This window comes from Candidatus Phycorickettsia trachydisci (assembly GCF_003015145.1).
GTDB classification, from domain to species: Bacteria; Pseudomonadota; Alphaproteobacteria; order Rickettsiales; family Rickettsiaceae; genus Phycorickettsia; species Phycorickettsia trachydisci.
The window spans coordinates 469,511-487,930 of the sequence record NZ_CP027845.1; the positions used below are offsets into that span (position 1 = coordinate 469,511).

An 18,420-nucleotide genomic window follows, 5' to 3' on the forward strand; every position below is an offset into this window, starting at 1 on the left:
ACTAGATTAATTTCTTTAGGCCTATTATGAAAATTAATGACTATTTAAAATCTGGTGTAAAATGGCTAGATGAAAACGTTGGAACCCCTGTGCGTAAGTTCGTGGATAAACAATTATTAGTTCAAGCTGCAAGAAATGGTAACCTTGATAAAGTTAAAGAGTTGCTTGCAAAAGGTACAGATCCTAATTCGCGAGATTTGTATAAACCATCATTGATTTGGGCTACTAAGAAAGGCTATCTGAATATAGTCGAAGAACTACTTGCAAATGGAGCTGACATTAATGCACAAAGCAGGCAAGGCAAAACCGCACTCTATATTGCAGCCTTAAAGGGTCACCTTCATATATTAGATACGCTGCTTTCCAAAGGGGCAGATATACATACTAAAACCAAAGAAGGTAGAACAGTTTTATATATTGCTGCGTGCAAAGGTCATCTGAGCGTTGTGCAAAAATTACTCAGTAAAGGGATAAATCCAGATATACAAAATAGAAGTGGTGATACAGCTTTAATCATAGCCGCAAAACGTGGATTTATACCCCTTATAAAAGAGCTATTAGATAAAGGTGCAAATATCGATCACCAAAATAAAGATGGTAATACTCCTCTTAGTAGGGCTGCGACTTACGGTCAGTTATGGGCTGTAAAGTTTTTATTAGAAAAAGGAGCAAATCCTAATTTATGTGATAAAAACGGTTGGTCTGTTTTACATGTAGCAGCGGCAAATAATTATCCTGATATAGTAAAAACATTAGTAGAAGCAGGCGCACAACTAGATATAACAGATAAGGAAGGTCTTACTGCATTAAAATGCGCTAGAAAAAGAGGATACACGAAAATTGAAGGCATTTTGCAGGGCGCAAGTAGTCATCATAAACCATCCTCTAGCAAAACTGTAGAACAAAAAGACTCGTCTAAAAGTAAAGCTCAACGTTCTACAAAAGCTACTGCACAAAAGCAGTAGCTTTTCTATCTTAACGGTAAAGTTATTGTAAATTTAGTCCAACTTTTACCATCACTTTCCGCAAAGATACTACCATCATGAATTTCTAAAACCTTTTTACATAAAGCAAGACCAATGCCTCTGCCACCAGATGGTGTTCTTGTTTTTGAACTAACCATAAATTCTCCAAATATATCCAAAAGTTCGTTGTCAGGAATTCCAATTCCCTCGTCTTTAACTGTAAGGCGCGCAGCATAAATACCTACCTTCTCAAGTCCTATGGTAATAGAACCTTTTTTGCAGTAAGTTATAGCATTTATAATAAGGTTGTCCATCATTTGACCGAGGTAATACTTATCACCCTTAACTATTATTCCTTCTTCTACATTAAGAATAAATTCACTCTCAGCTTCATCTTTATAGAGTTTTTGGCATACTTTTAACCTCTCTTGGATCAATTCGCTAATATTGATTTTTTCTACTTTTAACTCATATCCAGAGCGGTTGAGTTTAGATAAGGTTGCAATATTAGAGTCAAAGCTTTCTAATCTTACAAAGCTTTTAAATATAACCTCTGCAGCATCTTTGCGTTCAGTATCTGTTAAGCTATCATATGAATCGTATAACATTTGTGACATAGACATAATACCGGTCATTGGAGTATGATATTCGTGTTGCACATTACGTATAAATTCAGACTTTAATGATAAAGCTGAGATCATTTCTTTTTCTTGGTCTACAATCCTGTTTCTTAAGTGATCTATTCTTTCTTCCAACAATGATTCTTGCTCTTGTTTTGGTTTTAAGAAGATAATCAGTAAGCTTCCTATTAGCAATAGTAAATATATGATTTGTAGTCTCAAAGAAATGGTAGAAGAAGCAAGTGCCCCAGGAAAATAGATATTTGCAACTTTAGATGAGACGAAAGCTCCTGCAAATATCATCACTAAAGCCCACTGCCATCTGACCAATACTGCAACTAGTATCAAGTTGATTATTAAAATCATTACTTGAGTAGGTGCAAAGTTACTAATAATAGCGAAGATAAATCCTATATACACTAATCCGTAAAAAGTCACTAAATTCCATACGACATGTTCTATAACTTCGTTCTTTTTCCATGAATAAAGCCAAAGTGGATAGCTAAGAAGGGCTGTAGCAGAAAATAATACAGATGGGGTGACAAACTCAAAAAACAAAGGAAATGCCAACTTTGCGGTATGAGATATTGTTGCCATGTTGGAATAGAGCGAAAAGAAACAAAACAAACCGGTATATACATACATAAGCTCATTATTAGGGCTGTTTTTAGACATAAACTTTGTAAAGTCAAAGTTTTGCAAATTCTCTTTGAATTTTTTCCATTTGAATTGTCTCTCTTGTTGAAGGGCTATAAGAGGAGCGGGATCTTTAATGCCAACCCAACCACCTGGTTGACGTAAAATATAATGACTACCTATTAGGAATATTAAATTAGCAGCCATTCCTGGTACTGCTGCAGGAACATCTATAATAGGATTTATCTTCCAGAAGGCCGCTGTTGTTGCACCAGCTGCCATAGCAATTAAAACAGATGTGCCGCTACTACGAAAACCGAAAATAGTCATCATAAAAGGCACGCTTACAACTGGCATACTAAAGATGCTAGCAAATAAAGTTAATTGCAACAAACTGCCACCAGATAAAGCAAAACCAATCGCTATCGCTCCAAGTAATATAGCGGCAATCCGAGTTGCTATTAATTCTTTTTGTATCTTAAAACCTAAAGGTTTACAGAGATCATGTATAAATATAACAGAAGCAGAGTTAATATATGAATCAGCCGTGGACATTACCATTGCCATGAGACCCGCTAAGATAAAACCTCTTAGTCCTGTATATGATTGTTCTAACAAGATGTATTTAGCAACATTTTTAGTATCTAGATTAGGATTTGTGGACAAGATTAATACGCTAATAAACACTAAAGTTAGAACTATGAAAAGCCACATAAGTGCAGCTATAATAAATGATTTTCTAGATTGTTCAACATTTTTCGCCATAGCAATTCTTTGAAAAGAAGCTGGAGAAAAACCCGGAACAATAGCCCAAAAGAATAAAAATAAAAAGTATACAGATTTAGGTCGAGTGAAATCAAAAACTTCTGTGTAATCAAACAATTTATTAGTCGATAAAGTGTTTATTATTATGTTTAAATCCTTAATTTTGCCAAATATACAAAATGCAAGAGTCGGTAACATCGTACCGAATGTTAAAAGCTGCATTACATCAGTAAAAGTTACAGATTTTAAGCCCCCAAGAGCTGAATATAACGTTACAAGTATTCCCCCCATGATTACGCCGTATATTTCAGGATAACCAAAACAATACTCGAATATTAGTCCAGAGACTTTTAGTTGACCAGCTAATATTCCTGCGGAAACCATAAAACCTGAGATTGCCGATATTATACGTACCTTTGTACCGTATAAAGAACCCATTGCTTCAGGAGTAGAAAGGTTATTTAAAAACTCTCCCATACGAGGCGCAAAAATTACACCGACAAGCAATATGGCTATCACTTCCCCTAGCTGGGAGAATATAAAATACAAACCATTGTTATAAGTCTCTGAAATGATTAATACAAAATCTCGCCCTCCTGCCCATGTAGCAACAATGGTAGCAGCAATAGTGGCAGTTGAGAATTTCTTATCACCTATGGCATATTCTCTCATGCTTTTAATTCCATAGCTTGAAGATAAACCAATAATCATAGTTAAAGCTATAAAACCTATAAAAATTGCCATATCAATCTGAGATATCATAATTTATTACTTATTAGTTAATTTTTTACATTTAAACAATTTAGAAATGCTAATGAATGGTAGCATCTGCACTTGGAACAATACTGAAATAAATCTAGCCAAATTTTCTTCATCACTTTAGGCTAATCATGATATTTTTATACAAAAGCTTAGAGAATTAGATCCAAACCTTTCTAAATTAATATTTATTATACCTTTAGGGCAGTTTATAATTGCATTAATGATCAAATTATCTATCATCTGCTCTAGGTAGGACTTGTTGCCATTAATTTTGATATTTTCTTTTATATTAACAACAAATTCTCGTTTTGAATCATCCTCTTCATACAAATTACGACAAACTCTAAGTCTAGTATTAATTAAAGTAGTTAAATCTATTTCTTCTTGATTTAAATCAAAATCTAAAGTGGCTAATTTGCTTAAATTAGCTATGTTTGATTCAAAATTTTCTAATCTCATAAAACTTTTCAATATTATCCTTGCAGCTTCTTGTTTTTCGGAGCCGTTCAAATTGTCATAAAAATCAAAAAGCATTTGAGATATGAATATGACGTTGTTCAAGGGTTTGTGATTGTTATTTTCAACTTTAGAAAGAGATAATGCTCTCATCATATCTTCTTCTTTAGCTAAAATCTTTCTCCTTAAATAATTAACTCTTGAAGTAAGTAATGTTTCTTGTTCTTGTTTAGGTTTTATAAACATTACTAGTAAGCCACTAGTAAGTACTAACAAATATATTATTTGCAGCTTTATTGATAAACCGCTCAAAGACAATACGGTTGGAAAATAATACCTAGTTGAGAAGAAAGTAAACAAGATACCAGATATGGTTATAGAAAGTGCCCATTGCCATTTAACTAGCATCGCTACAATAATAATACTAAGCGTTAAAAGCATGACCTGTAATGGATTGAATCCGCTTAGCATAGTAAATAGGAATCCTATGCAAATCAATCCGTAGAAAGCAACAATATTCCAGACCATATGAGCTATTACTTCTCTTGCTTTCCAAGAATCAGACCAGAGAGGATAACTTAATAAAGCCGTGGCTGAAAATAGAACAGAAGGGGTAATAAATTGGAATAATTGAGGAAAGCGTAATTTAGTATCATGATCAATAGTAGCAATATTGCCGTATAAAGATATAAAGCAAAAGACAGCAGTATATACATACATTAACTCATTATTGGGGCTATTTTTTTCCATAAATTTTGAAAAATTAAACTCCTTAATATACTGAGTAAATAATGTTATTATATTTTGTCTTTCTTTTGTATTAATCAAATGAGTTAAACTCTTAACTTTAATCCACCCACCTTTTTGTTTCAAAAAATAATGACTAAACAATAAGAATATTAGATTAGATGCCATAGCAGGTATTACACCTGGAATATGTTTTATATGCAAAAATTTTTCCCAAATTATTAAAGTAATAACTCCGGCACCCATACCAATTAAAACAGACCTGCCACTACTACGAAAACCAAAAATAGTCATTATGAAAGGAACTGTTACAACTGGCATGCTAAACATGCTAGTAAATAAAGCTAATTGCAATAGGCTACTACCAGATAAGGCAAATCCAATTGCTATAGCGCCAAGTACCATTGCTGCAATACGAGTGGCCATTAACTCTTTTTGTATTTTAAATCCTAAAGGTTTACATAGATCATGTATAAATATAACAGAAGCAGAATTAATATATGAGTCTGCCGTAGACATTACCATCGCCATGAGACCCGCTAAAATAAAGCCTCTTAGTCCTGTATATGATTGTTCTAACAAGATGTATTTAGCAACATTTTTAGTATCTAGGTTAGGGTTTGTGGCTAAAATCAATACACTAATAAACACTAGGGTTAAAACTATGAAAAGCCACATAAGCGCAGCTATAATGAATGATTTCCTAGATTGTTCAACATTTTTCGCCATAGCAATTCTTTGAAAGGAAGCAGGAGAGAAACCAGGAACAATAGCCCAAAAGAATAAAAATAAGAAGTATATTGATTTAGGTTGAGTGAAGTTAAAAACTTCTGTGTAATCAAACAATTTATTAGTCGATAAAGTGTTTATTATTATGTTTGCATCTTTAATTTTATCAAATATATAAAATGCAAGAGTCGGTAACATCGTACCGAATGTTAAAAGCTGCATTACATCAGTAAAAGTTACAGATTTTAAGCCCCCAAGAGCTGAATATAACGTTACAAGTATTCCCCCCATGATTACGCCGTATATTTCAGGATAACCAAAACAATACTCGAATATTAGTCCAGAAACTTTTAGTTGTCCCGCAAGTATCCCTGCAGAGAGTACAAAACCTGAAATAGCTGATATTATACGCACTTTTGTGCCGTACAAAGAGCCCATTGCTTCAGGGATCGAGAGGTTGTTTAAAAATTCTCCCATACGAGGAGCAAAAATTATACCAACAAGTAATATGGCTAGCACCCCCCCTAGCTGAGAGAATATAAAGTATAAACCGTTGTTATAAGTCTCTGAAATGATTAATACAAAATCTCTCCCCCCTGCCCATGTGGCAACAATGGTAGCAGCAATAGTGGCGGTTGAGAATTTCTTATCACCTATGGCATATTCTCTCATGCTTTTAATTCCATAGCTTGAAGATAAACCAATAATCATAGTTAAAGCTATAAACCCTATGAAAATGGCTATATCAATCTGAGAAACCATAATTTATCACCTAATTAATTAAAAGCATGTATTATATTATAACTCTATTTATAGCTTATTAATTTTTTAATGTATAGTGTGGGTTTTATAAAAATATTAAATGTTATTCGAAATAGTTTAGATTTTAAACGATTTAATTAGAAATTTCGTTAGAATCAAAATAAAAATATATGATTATTACTAATTTATTATAATATAAATATTTTAGAAAGGATGCAATTCATTAAAGTTCAGAAAATTTTGATCCAAATATTCATTGAAAGCTAAACCTTGATTAAGCTAAGATTTGTAATTTTATCTTATGATGCAAATTTTTATCATTTTAATACAATTTTTAAATCTCTGCCATTTACTCTAAACTCACTAGTTGTCAGAGTTCGATTTGAATAATCGCCTAATTTCATGGTCGATTAAATAATTATATTGATATGCTTCTAAAATAAAGATACAATAAATTTATTAATTAAATGTTAGCCAATTTATGTTAAAGTTAAAAAAAGAAAATTTAGGTGATAATTCTAAAAAAAAATTGTCTGAGCTGATAGAAAAACTCAAGATACAAGAAGATAAACAGGAAGCGGTAGAAAAAATATTAATAAACTCCATTCCTGACCCATTGAAGGTTTGGAGTGTTCTCTTAAATGACAAAGCGATTGGTAAGCATTTCAAAAATTTAATCGCACAATTAGACACGCCTTCCACTCGTAATTCTTATACTGAAACGATTTTTGACAAGATTAAAGAATGCATAGAACCCCAAGCTGATATTAAGATAACTATAGAAATAAAAAAATCAGAACCTAATTCTACAATTAGTGATTCTTCAACAGAACTTTGTGCAGAGCCGATTAAATTAGATGCTAGTGGTAATGAGGTGGATAATAACCCCTCAGTGCAAAGCCTGCAAACTGTAGTACAGGTAGAAGAAACGGGGAAAGATTCCCAAGGATATGTAAACATACAGTCGGAAGATCTAGGATAAAGGGCTTGAATTTTATTATCTTGGATAAATTGAACTGAACTAATAGTTGCTTTAATTTTCGTAACCTTAATGATACTGAAAGTGCTTTCTGGATCAAAAATTTGGGGCTTGTTTACAACAAACTTGTAAGTAGCAGCTTTAGAAAATAACTCCTTCGCAAAATCTATGAATAAATTATGTATTAATTTCTCCTAGGTGACCTGATAACCGAATGAAGAAATCATCACATAACTTCATATTTGGATCTTTTTCAGGATCAGCGTTTTCACTAATATCTTCGCTTTTCACATGATAAAGCTCATATTGTCCTCCTAACTGTTCTGTCATTTCCTTAAAGTAACTTCTTTCTTTTTCATAATCTATTTCTATCAACTTAAAACCAGGTTCCGCAAAAATTAAGTTCGCAAAACCTGAACCATGTGGTCCAGCGATGATTTTTGCATGAGCAAAAATTTTAGCCTGCACTTCTGGTGAAAGTTTTTCTAAATATAGAATTTCAAAATCCAAATCTTCGAGTTTACATTTTATCTCTTCCTCATTTATAATTTTTCTGGAAGATGCATTTGCTCTAGAAATGTAGATCTTATCATATGTTTCACATTCTGTATCATCTTTAAGAAAAACACCTTCTAATGTTTCTTCTAACCAAGATAAGCCATGATGGCCCTTACAGGGTATATGTGGTACTGAGGGGACTATTAACTCCCGCGCTTTAATAATACAATCTTCGTTAATGATCAATAACTTTTCCTCGTTTATACCATTACAACTTAAAAATTTTTTAAGAGACGTTTTGTGCCATTCTTCTAATCCGTTGATATATATATGGTCATATTCGATTTTTGATTCTTTTAGTATAGCAAGACGAGGCAAAACTTGCACTAACCAATGGTACCAATTTTCCGATCCGGGTGAAGATATTACAGCAAGTCTTCCGTTGTAATATAAAAATTTTTCATCTAGTTCTCTTAGCTTAATTTGATCATTTTCAGGAGAGGTTTGTGTATCTTTTATAATAACGCAGTCTTTTGTTAATATTTTTCCATCGTTTACTACAATTCCTTCCGGCAATTGAGCCACAAATAATAGGTCTTTTGTGTAGAGGATAGTTTCAGGTTCTAAATCAGATTTATCTAAGTTTGCAGGTTGTTTTTTATTAGATGGTTCTAATTTTGTAATCTCCTCTTTAATTATATCAGGCAGTTCAGAAGAAGTTAATAATCCTTGCGTCTTCAAATCTTCTAATGGTGTAGCTTGCATATTAATTCTAGTTTAATGATTATCTTCTATAAATTCTTTATGAAGTTTTTGAGTTAAATTTTGTGCATCCTCTTCGTTTAGCAGCATACTGATCCTTGAATGCTCTGGGTTGAAATAGCTAATTTCAAAATCAGAAATAACTTTTAAAATTTTATTTATTAATGATTTTTCATTTAGCAGTCTGTTCCCTATAACGCTAACTATTGCTACATCGCTCCTAATAGTAAACATATCATAATTTTTTTCTAAAATCTGTTCTATTTTATTCATTTCTTCCATGGAACAAATAATTTTTATGATCTTTCCACTATTAAAAGCAGATAGTACCTCAGCTTTTAGTTCTAATAAAATCTTGTGTAATGGTTTAGTAGATTCTATTTCAACCATGAAAATATTTGGGTTACAGACAATTCCTATTATTTTACTCTGTTCCATATGTTTGTTTGCTACAATTTGTGTTCCAATTTCTTCTTCAAAGGAAGATAAAACGTTTAAGTTGATTCCAAAAGTTTTTGCAATTTCAATACTTCTGGGATGCATTACTTTAGCTCCTTGATAGCTAAATTCAAGCATTGTATTATGATCTATTTTAGAAATTTTATATGCATTATGAATAATGCGCGGATCTGCACTATATATGCCCGATACATCTGTATATATATCGCATCGTTCCGCTGAAATACTCGCTGCAACCGCCACTGCCGTAATGTCAGACCCCCCTCGCCCCAAGGTTGTAATGTTATTATTGTTAATGCCCTGAAATCCGCATATAACTGGTACAAATCCTTGATTTAAATACTCCAATATAATCTTATGGTTAATATTTAAAATAAGAGCACTTGTATTCTGGTTATCGGTTGTAATTGGAATTTGCCAACCTTGTAGCGGTATAGATTTGATACCATTGTTATTTAATGCTAACGACATCAAGCCACAGCTAATGTTTTCTCCATTGCTGAGCACAAAGTCAACAATTGCTTTTTCTTGAGTATTAATTAAAGAAGAAATTGCTTTACAGTATTCTACTAAGGAATTAGTAAAGCCGGCCATAGCAGATATAACAACCGCAACATAATGACCCCGGTTTATTTCTTTTTGAATCTTAGGAACAATTTGTTTTATTCTCTCAATATTAGAGACAGAAGTACCGCCAAATTTTTGTACTATTATGCCCACGCTTTGTTTATATCAATATTTTCTATAATAATTTTGGTTCCTAGGGCTTTAGTTAGCTCTATATTGAGGTGATGCTTAAATAGAAGCGAGTCCTCATTTATTTTAGCTTTGTAGGTAATTAAGTAAATGTAATAGTTGGCATTTAAGCTTTCTAAGATCACTTTGGGTGAAATGTTTTTTGATGTTTTTTTATCAAGCAAAGAGGTAATAGATTCGGTAACTTCGTCAATATCAAGAACTTTAGGTACCATTAATTGGATTCGATGTATTAATGGCTTTGACTCTTTTGTCCAATTTACTAAGCTGCTTTGCAGGATAGAACTATTAGGTATAAACAATGTTGCATTTGAAAATGTATTCAGGGTAATACATCTGTTGCCAATGTCTGTCACTTTACCCGTTTTACCATCTATTGTAATAATATCGCCTATAGATAATGGTTTTTCGATGGTTATGATTAAGCTACTAAGCAAGTTATTGATTAAATGTTGGACCCCAAGCCCTAAACCAAGGGCTAAGGCACCTCCCAAAAATGCAAAGCTTTCGAGAGGAATGTTTGCAATCTGCAGTATAAAAATAGCCAGCACAACTCCGATTAAGACCGAAAAGATTTTTTCTATCATTTCTTTATTTTCAGGAGCTACTGATTCGGCTAGTCTGTGAACTAAAAAAGGTCCTATTTTATGATAATGTCTTAAAAAAAAATAAAATAATGAAAAGGCGATAATGATGTTAGATAATTCAATTTGCTTATTGCCTACCGAAATTAAGACAAAATGCCATATTTTATCTAATAATATTAGAAATTGGCCAAATGAATTATCTAAGCTCATAAATTAACGTTTTTTACGATCTTGTTTTTTACCAAATTTAGCGAAATTACTTATCCAATGCTGAAACATAGATTCCTGAGTTCCTTGGCTTGAAGTAACGCTGCTATCAAATACAAATTTGCTTTCGCTAGTATCTTCAATTACTTCTAGATTTTGTAAATTTCCTTTTGTATTGAAAGCGATCTTAACGATTTGTTGTTTTTCTACTCTTGGCTTAGATAGGGGGTATGTTTTCATATTGCGGCTGATATAGTACCATACGTTTGGATCTTTTTCTGATATAAAACTTGGAGCTGCTAAAAGCTCAGCCACTTGGTCCTTATTATACTTTTTTTCTTTGATTATTGATATATCTGAAGGGTCGACATGTTGACCTATAATATGTTTTGTAGCACATGATTGTAAAAATAACGAAAGAAATATAGCAAAAAATATTGTTCTCATAAGTTGATATATAGATGTTTTACTGATAAAATTGTTCAAGATATTATTATATGTTATAAGCAACTTTTTTAAAAGAGGATTTAATAAATGGCAGTACCTAAAAAGAAAACAACCCCGTCTCGTCGTGGTATGCGTAGATCTCATCACGCTTTAGATAATAAAAACATCATCGTAGATTCTCATAGCGGTGAATATAGACTATCTCACAGAATGAGCTTAGTTGATGGCACGTACAAAGGAAAACCGGTTATCAAGAAACAGATTCTTAAAGAGTTAGAAGCCAGCTAATGACTTTAAAGCTGCTTAGCGCTGGGAGCTACCTTCCCGAAAAGGTAGTCTCGAATGACGATTTAGCAAAGCAGGTCGATACTTCAGATCAGTGGATTTTTGAAAGGACTGGTATATCGCAAAGGCATGTCGCTCAAGCTCATGAGACATGTAATTACATGGCCTACGAAGCAGCATCTAAAGCCATTGCGAATTCTAATCTCTCATCTCAAGACATTGATGCAATAATTGTCGCTTCAACAACTCCTGACAGAACTTTTCCATCAATAGCATGCAACCTGCAGGCTGCGTTAGGTTGTAATAATATACCTGCTTTCGATGTTCAAGCGGTATGTACCGGCTTTATTTATGGTTTGAGCATAGCAAGTCATTTTGTTTCAACTGGAATATACAAAAATATTCTAGTTGTTGGCTCCGAAAAAATGTCTAGTATAGTTGATTGGCAAGACAGATCTACTTGTATTTTGTTTGGAGACGGTGCCGGAGCTGCTGTAGTTACTCATGATCATCGAAAACTTCAAGATAGCATCATTCACGCTAATGGCTCTCTAGGAGATATTCTTTACACATCAGGAGGTGGAGCATCTTGTACTACTCCTAATGTTGTGCATATGCAAGGGCGTGAAGTATTTAGACACGCTGTTAATAAAATGTGTGAAGTAAGTGAAAAAATACTTGCCAGTAATAACCTTACAATAAATGATTTGGACTACTTAATACCTCATCAGGCAAATATCCGAATTATCGATTCAATTAGAGATAAGCTTGGCATTGAGGATGAAAAGATAATCAAAACAATACAATATCAAGCAAATTGCTCTGCCGCATCTATTCCTTTAGCTTTGGAGTATTTTTTAAGGCAACCAAATAGTAAAGATAAACTGATTATGACCGTTGGTTTTGGAGCGGGCGTTACTTGGGGAGCTAATTTACTGTATACTTAGTTAGTAATATCTAGTAAATTTAAGTTGACCTTTTGTATAATAAAGATGAAAGAGAATGGAGATGAGGAATAATGGACGAATATCGCAATCTTCATTGGGACTATAAACCACTAGGCAAACAAAATGACTGAAATAATATTCTATTAACAACATACCAACTCATAAAAAGGACTAATGTATGATAGAAGATTACTTTTTATCGGCTCTATTATTATTGAATCTAATCCCGATAGACCTATGACTTATCTTTTGAATTAAAACAGGCGTTAAGACAAAAATATTGAAAACCAGAAGAGCATATTTCAGTACTAGGCTGAGGAAAATAGTTAAATTAGATTGTTTCATCACGGGTATTATCTGCAGCATAGTGATAGTAAGTAATAAGGCTAAAATTGAATATGAAAAATTCATTTGATATTGTTGCTTTGGTGCTTCGTTATTTATCCAGTTTAATGACAGTCCAAAACCTATGAGGCAGCCTAAAGCTACAGGTACTACGACCGGTGACCTTAAGTCAGATGATATAACTCCATATATCACTGCAGTGCTAATAAAGAAAATCCAAAAAGCATGCTGTGATTTGCTCAAAATACGTCTTTCTCCATAAAGATCCCATAAATAGAGTGTAATTAAGCCAAATCCAGTTCCTCCAAGTACATCCCATATGCTATGTACTCCCAAATATATTCTCGAAAAACCTATTCCTGTTATTAGTAATATTCCAATATATCTGAGAAACGGTTTGTTAAAACTAATAAATATCCAGAAAACAGTTGCGACTTGCACATCTCCACTTGGAAAACCAAATATATTGTCCTTTACAAGTATTAGGTGAAAAGCAGAATCAGGACGTAAAATCCTGAATGCATTTTTTAGCAAACAATTCAGTAAGGTGCTAAATGGGATTAAGAATCCTAGCGATGTAAAAGTTTTGTTTGTTGGTCTTAGCCAATAACCCAGTGCTATAAACGTTATATAAAAGTAATCACTGGCTAAGAAAGGAAACAACATGAAAACATTTGTTAACTCCTCTGACCTTATACCATAAACCAACTGCTCTATCATTGCTTTATAATTTATAAAAATATATTTTAATTATAAAGGAATATATCTAAACCTCAAGTTTTAAGATTTAAAGATATTTTTTACCCACATAATTATATGTTAAGTTAGGTAAGCATTAGTGTGTTTAAGTATGCAAAACCAAATAAGCAATACCTCTGAGTATAAACTCAAATCTGGCATCAAAATTTACCATCATCACTATAACATAATACCTTCAACTCAAATTTTGGCTCGAGAGCAAATCCATAAAATAAAACAAGATAGTTGGTATCTATGGACTGCAAATGGCCAAACACAAAGTATAGGACAGCGTGATAGGAAATGGATAGCACCGACAAATGTCAATGTTAATGCTACGTATGGATTTTTAATTTCCGAATCTCAATTCTCTCTAGCCAAATTTATCCCATATGTTGCTGGACTATCTATTATTCAAGTTTTGAGAAAGTATAATCTTCAAGGCAAAATAAAATGGGTTAACGATGTCCTTATTAGTAAAAAGAAAGTCTGCGGCATATTAGTTGAGAATCGAGGTAAGGATCCATCTACAGAATTATATAGAATCTTAGTTGGCATTGGAATAAACATTAATTCTGAAATTAGCGACTTTGTAGACTTAGGAAATAAGGCAACATCTATGAAAATCGAAACTAACACCAGCTATAATATTCAAGATATAATATTAGAGCTATCAAATAGTTTTGAAGCAAATATGAAATTTTTGCTCGATAGCGTTAATTTGATAGACGAAATCAACAATAATTTAGAAAAATTTGATGGCCAAGCAATAACCTTTGATACTGAATTTGATGGTCAGCATGAAGGTATTATCCAAGGTGTTGATAATAACGGAGCTCTAATTTTATTAATCGGCGATAAGGTACATAATTTTGTTAACGGTAGAATTTTAGCTCCCATCCCTTGATAACCATGTTTCCCTTGATCTAACCTTATACAAGGGCCTAAACAGTCAAAGATAATGGACAACACTACTAGCTATTACATTAGCCATGCGATACTATTACATTAATATTAAAATAAATAAAGGTTTCATGCGCAAGTCTACACAACCAAGTATGCCTCAAATAGGTTTTAAACTTTATAGCGAAGCTATTTCTAAGTTCGAAGGTCATTATCCTATTGTAATCGAAGCTTTACATATATTGTTAGTCCATTCAATACACACACCAAAATATTTTAAAACAGTTGTGGCTATATATAATTTTATTGGTACCAAGGTAGGTGAAGAGTCACAGATACCAAGGGAAATAAAAATATTAATAGTAAGAAAAATGCAAGAAGCTTTCTTGCAAGCGGCTTATGAAATTTGCTTCCTAATTAATGAAAAAGATACAGGTTTAGGTATTAACGTAGACAAATTTAAACCTTTATTTAAATTTTTAACCAATAAAGTTGAAGAAGGTAAGTTTTTAGACGTTCAATTCTGGGTTAGTCCTAGATGTTTTATTGAAAGGCTTAATCCACAAACTAAAAATAAATATGTACACGAGTGTGCTAAAAGGGATAAAGAAAAGGGTAGTATTAAGTATGTTACTGACATTGATGTATGGTACTCTTGTTATGAGAATTTAGCTAACTTAGTCTATCTGCTTTTAAATGAACAGCCAATTAGTGATCAGGATGTTAGAAAGATATTTGATATACCTAAAATTCTTAGTACATTCGACCTAGATACACAACCAACAGTACAAAGAATGGCCTTGAAGAATGCTATGAATTTTTATGGTTTAGTTGATGCTAGGAAAGAATTTAAAGTGTTTACGGACATACTAAACCAATCCTCTTATACTGCAGACTATCCTTTGCTCTTAGAGGCTAAGATTGGACTTTTGACTAATCATATTAAAGAGATGGATTTATTAACTTATTGTAAATCGCATGAACTGAAAGTAATGAAAGAATTGGTGATAGATATAAAAGATACTATTGCTAAGATTCCCTTAGACAGACGTTCACCTGAAGCTATAACATTTGCCATAAAGCGTTCGCAAGAGCTCTTAGAAAGGTATTCAGGACTTAACTCACCTGAATATTTAGAGGTTAAGCTTGTTTCTCTTCAAATAGCTAATAAAAAGATTTTATCTCCTCAAGACGTTTTAGAGTTATCAATGCATTTAGTCGAAGACTTAGGTATCATGCCTTTAAATAAATCATTATTAAAAGAATGTTTGGAACTTTTAAAACCATATTTATTGTTTCCAGTCTCAACTAAACCAAACATATCTAAGGTTCTGATCTACGCGCCACAAGACTTCGATGAAAGCTGGTTAACAAAGCATTATAATGATCTATTATCAAGAGGACTTGAATCATCTGAGGCAGCTGAGTTATCAAGATGGTTTGAGAGTCGCCAAATGATAAGTACTCATGAGGAAGAATCTAGGATGTGTCAATTCGAAACAGGTGATTTACTAAAGTGGCTTATATCGAACCATAAAATAGAAAGTATTAATGAGGAAGAATTATTTAGAGAGTATCAAGAAAGTACAAAACAAATCTTAGGATCTTTGCCTAAGGACAGTTTACTTACTCTAATGATAGAACGGAGATTTTTTGAGTCGAAAGTTAAATACTATGCCTTTAATAATAATATAGTTGAAGTTAGAGCTTTATTGGACCATATGCCTAGTGGGACTGATGCAAACGCATTTAAAATAAATTTACTATACTCAATTCTCCAAAACGAATTAAGTCATATTAATCCAGAGTTTTATTTTGTCTTTGATTCTATAAATTTTACGGAAAATGATTATATAAATAGGGATGTGCATTTTCAAGGTTCTATCTTGGCTGTGTATAACGAATTACTTCTTAAAACTATAGATTCGGATAAAGCTGTAGAAATATTTGATAAAGCTAGTGATATCTTACTTAATCTAAATAAAAATCATCTAAAAGGCCTTATATTACTTCACAAGGATAAGTCACCTTTATTATCAAGTAATCAGTTTATGGTGATTGCAGCTATTAAATATGATCGGGACTATCGGGATTATATCAGCGCTTTAGCAAAAGCAGCGAATATTCTTCAAGACAAAGCCTTCAATGCGGAGATACGCCAATTTAGAGAGCTTATTAATGATATAGAGGAAAATAAGGATCAAATTGATTTTAATTCTTTAATTTCTAGGGCGGGGAGTATAAGGTCTACATCCCAACTATTAAGAGATGAATATAAAAAACAAATACCTGATCCAATAAAACCTCAACAAGAAACAAGTATTGTTATCCCTCCTTCTGTAGAATTAGAAGAAAAGCCTAGCGCTTCAAGTCAAGTACAGCAATTACCAGACGAGATAGTAATTGAAACTAAACAATATGAGATTATCCCTCCACAATCCGTTACAAGCCAAACACCTTTAAAGGTACAACCTGTTTTTGTAGCACAAGTGGATCAACATGATATTGCCCTTAAGAATAAAAGCAGCGAAATAGCTCGCAAAATTCACCAAATTTTCCAAAAAAATAGGGAGCATGCTAATGAACAAATATACCATAAAATTATTCCTTCTTGGTTTATAGATGGTCATAAATATACTTCAGCTAGCTTCGAAGTAGTGGAAGTGTGGGATAATATTTATGCAATAATCTCTCCTAAGTTATTATCAAGGATGGATAGCGTGACATTTGATTTATGTCAAAATGCTTTTCATAAAGGTTATGCTGCAAGATTTAAAGGAGCTAGCGGTTTTAAACTATTGGAAAAACTTGTATGGGAGCTGAAATGCCAGGCAAAAGTAAGATGGGCGGTTAAATCTCTAAATATTGATTTATTAACTAAGGCAGTATTATTGATTGTTGACCATCAGACGAACCATGATGGCATAGAGGACTTGCTGAGTTTAAAGCGTACAGGTAAAGTTAAAGATAAAATAACCTATTCTAATACAAAAGATACTAAAGAAGAAATAAAAGAAATAGACCATGAAAACCTTGGATATGATATGGATATAGAAGCCTTCTTAAAAGGAGAATCTACGGAAAGCTATGAAATGCAAGACGTAATTTGATATGATGATTCTACCTCAAAAAGCTAATTTTAACATAAAAAGAATTAACTAAATAATCCAGAAAAACTATGAAAAACAGCTGAAATAAAGGCCTTAATTTGAGAATTAAGAGCTTTAATAATAAAATTTGTTGTTTCTAGATCAAGCTCAATAACCTTTAGTTTAGGATCGATCTTTTTTTCTTCCTGGAGCCATTTCAAAGCATCATCTTTAAAACCTACCTTATCAACAAGCTTCATAGCTTGAGCCTGACGCCCAGTGTATATTCTACCATCTGCAATCTTTAAAACTTCTTCTTTGGGTATTTGACGCCTTTCTATCACCATGTTAACAAAATAATCGTACATATCATTAATCACGGCCATATTAGCCTTTTCGCCTTCAGGAGTAAGTTTTTCAAACCAATTTGGTACAGCTTTTAAAGGACTAGATTTAAGAGTATTAAACTGCACGCCCCATTTTTTTGCTAGCTCAGTTACCTCAAAATTTTGGCCTATAACTCCTATCGAACCAGTTAAAGTTGCAGGACGAGCAAAAATATAATCAGCTCCTAATGCCGTCATATATCCCCCTGATGCTGCAATACCATCCAGCATAGCAACCACGGGCTTGTGTTTTGAAATTTCACGCAAAGCTTTATATAATTGCTCAGAGCCAGCTACACTGCCACCACCCGAATTGATGTGTACTATTAAAGCTTTAACCTTATTATTTTCTGCTATCTCTTCTAAAATTTTTTCTCTATCTTTATCCTCCATAATGACACCATCAATATATACGGCTCCAATATAAGCTGAAGGCCTTAAAAAAGGTATGCTATTGAAACTCTTTTTATCAGATAGCATAGATTTTCCTAAAGAAAGCATCAAAGCTATCAATATGACGCTAGCGATTTTGAAATAGGTAATCTTTTGTTTCAGTTTTTTCCTTTCGATAAAATAGTCTGGTCTCATAT

Annotated in this window: 14 protein-coding genes; 6 read left to right on the plus strand and 8 right to left on the minus strand. The window is 32.8% G+C overall.

What is annotated here, in order from left to right:
• Window positions 1-26: 26 nt before the first annotated feature.
• Window positions 27-965, plus strand: coding sequence for an ankyrin repeat domain-containing protein (locus phytr_RS02055; RefSeq protein ID WP_106874235.1), 939 nt, complete (start codon window positions 27-29; stop codon window positions 963-965).
• Window positions 966-970: 5 nt separating this feature from the next.
• Here phytr_RS02055 and phytr_RS02060 read toward each other — a convergent pair whose 3' ends face one another.
• Complete coding sequence (locus phytr_RS02060) at window positions 971-3,748, minus strand: sodium:solute symporter family transporter (RefSeq protein WP_106874236.1); 2,778 nt, start codon at window positions 3,746-3,748, stop codon at window positions 971-973.
• Window positions 3,749-3,874: 126 nt separating this feature from the next.
• The gene (locus phytr_RS02065; protein ID WP_106874237.1) at window positions 3,875-6,442 is read right to left on the minus strand and encodes a sodium:solute symporter family transporter; all 2,568 of its coding nucleotides are present in this window, start codon (window positions 6,440-6,442) and stop codon (window positions 3,875-3,877) included.
• A 481-nt stretch (window positions 6,443-6,923) separates the two neighbouring features.
• Here phytr_RS02065 and phytr_RS02070 point away from each other — a divergent pair, with 481 nt between their 5' ends.
• A complete protein-coding gene (locus phytr_RS02070; protein ID WP_106874238.1) occupies window positions 6,924-7,424 on the plus strand; it encodes a hypothetical protein in 501 nt (166 codons plus the stop codon).
• A gap of 174 nt (window positions 7,425-7,598) precedes the next feature.
• On the opposite strand, the gene phytr_RS02075 is transcribed toward phytr_RS02070, so the two are convergent.
• The 4 genes from phytr_RS02075 to phytr_RS02090 are packed head-to-tail and all read right to left on the minus strand — an operon-like array spanning window position 7,599 to window position 11,137.
• Window positions 7,599-8,684: a glycosyltransferase family 61 protein gene (locus phytr_RS02075; RefSeq protein WP_106874239.1), complete on the minus strand. Its 1,086-nt coding sequence runs from the start codon at window positions 8,682-8,684 to the stop codon at window positions 7,599-7,601.
• A 12-nt stretch (window positions 8,685-8,696) separates the two neighbouring features.
• On the minus strand, window positions 8,697-9,860 hold the full coding sequence (locus phytr_RS02080) for an aspartate kinase (RefSeq protein WP_106874240.1): 1,164 nt from the start codon (window positions 9,858-9,860) through the stop codon (window positions 8,697-8,699).
• Entirely contained in the window at window positions 9,851-10,693 is an 843-nt protein-coding gene (locus tag phytr_RS02085) for a mechanosensitive ion channel family protein (RefSeq protein ID WP_106874241.1), read from the minus strand. Before phytr_RS02085 ends, phytr_RS02080 begins: the two co-directional genes overlap by 10 nt.
• 3 nt (window positions 10,694-10,696) lie before the next feature.
• Window positions 10,697-11,137, minus strand: coding sequence for an outer membrane protein assembly factor BamE (locus phytr_RS02090; RefSeq protein WP_158706826.1), 441 nt, complete (start codon window positions 11,135-11,137; stop codon window positions 10,697-10,699).
• Window positions 11,138-11,224: 87 nt separating this feature from the next.
• Between phytr_RS02090 and rpmF the strand changes: the two genes are divergently transcribed.
• Window positions 11,225-11,425, plus strand: a complete 201-nt coding sequence (gene rpmF / locus phytr_RS02095) for a 50S ribosomal protein L32 (protein ID WP_106874243.1) — start codon at window positions 11,225-11,227, stop codon at window positions 11,423-11,425.
• Entirely contained in the window at window positions 11,425-12,369 is a 945-nt protein-coding gene (locus phytr_RS02100) for a beta-ketoacyl-ACP synthase III (RefSeq protein WP_106874244.1), read from the plus strand. The genes rpmF and phytr_RS02100 overlap by 1 nt, the downstream gene beginning before the upstream one ends.
• 189 nt (window positions 12,370-12,558) lie before the next feature.
• Here phytr_RS02100 and phytr_RS02105 read toward each other — a convergent pair whose 3' ends face one another.
• Complete coding sequence (locus phytr_RS02105; protein WP_234352500.1) at window positions 12,559-13,434, minus strand: phosphatase PAP2 family protein; 876 nt, start codon at window positions 13,432-13,434, stop codon at window positions 12,559-12,561.
• 130 nt (window positions 13,435-13,564) lie between these two features.
• Here phytr_RS02105 and phytr_RS02110 point away from each other — a divergent pair, with 130 nt between their 5' ends.
• Window positions 13,565-14,359: a biotin--[acetyl-CoA-carboxylase] ligase gene (locus phytr_RS02110; protein ID WP_106874245.1), complete on the plus strand. Its 795-nt coding sequence runs from the start codon at window positions 13,565-13,567 to the stop codon at window positions 14,357-14,359.
• A 127-nt stretch (window positions 14,360-14,486) separates the two neighbouring features.
• Entirely contained in the window at window positions 14,487-17,465 is a 2,979-nt protein-coding gene (locus phytr_RS02115; protein ID WP_158706827.1) for a hypothetical protein, read from the plus strand.
• 44 nt (window positions 17,466-17,509) lie between these two features.
• On the opposite strand, the gene sppA is transcribed toward phytr_RS02115, so the two are convergent.
• Window positions 17,510-18,418 carry a signal peptide peptidase SppA gene (gene sppA, locus phytr_RS02120; protein WP_106874247.1) on the minus strand — a complete coding sequence of 303 codons (909 nt, stop codon included), beginning with the start codon at window positions 18,416-18,418 and terminating at the stop codon, window positions 17,510-17,512.
• Window positions 18,419-18,420 lie beyond the last annotated feature (2 nt).

Coding starts and splice junctions, on each gene's coding strand:
- phytr_RS02055 (WP_106874235.1), top strand. CDS start 27: ATGAAAATTAATGACTATTTAAAATCTGGTGTAAAATGGCTAGATGAA.
- phytr_RS02060 (WP_106874236.1), bottom strand. CDS start 3,748: ATGATATCTCAGATTGATATGGCAATTTTTATAGGTTTTATAGCTTTA.
- phytr_RS02065 (WP_106874237.1), bottom strand. CDS start 6,442: ATGGTTTCTCAGATTGATATAGCCATTTTCATAGGGTTTATAGCTTTA.
- phytr_RS02070 (WP_106874238.1), top strand. CDS start 6,924: ATGTTAAAGTTAAAAAAAGAAAATTTAGGTGATAATTCTAAAAAAAAA.
- phytr_RS02075 (WP_106874239.1), bottom strand. CDS start 8,684: ATGCAAGCTACACCATTAGAAGATTTGAAGACGCAAGGATTATTAACT.
- phytr_RS02085 (WP_106874241.1), bottom strand. CDS start 10,693: ATGAGCTTAGATAATTCATTTGGCCAATTTCTAATATTATTAGATAAA.
- phytr_RS02090 (WP_158706826.1), bottom strand. CDS start 11,137: ATGAGAACAATATTTTTTGCTATATTTCTTTCGTTATTTTTACAATCA.
- rpmF (WP_106874243.1), top strand. CDS start 11,225: ATGGCAGTACCTAAAAAGAAAACAACCCCGTCTCGTCGTGGTATGCGT.
- phytr_RS02100 (WP_106874244.1), top strand. CDS start 11,425: ATGACTTTAAAGCTGCTTAGCGCTGGGAGCTACCTTCCCGAAAAGGTA.
- phytr_RS02105 (WP_234352500.1), bottom strand. CDS start 13,434: ATGATAGAGCAGTTGGTTTATGGTATAAGGTCAGAGGAGTTAACAAAT.
- phytr_RS02110 (WP_106874245.1), top strand. CDS start 13,565: ATGCAAAACCAAATAAGCAATACCTCTGAGTATAAACTCAAATCTGGC.
- phytr_RS02115 (WP_158706827.1), top strand. CDS start 14,487: ATGCGCAAGTCTACACAACCAAGTATGCCTCAAATAGGTTTTAAACTT.
- sppA (WP_106874247.1), bottom strand. CDS start 18,418: ATGAGACCAGACTATTTTATCGAAAGGAAAAAACTGAAACAAAAGATT.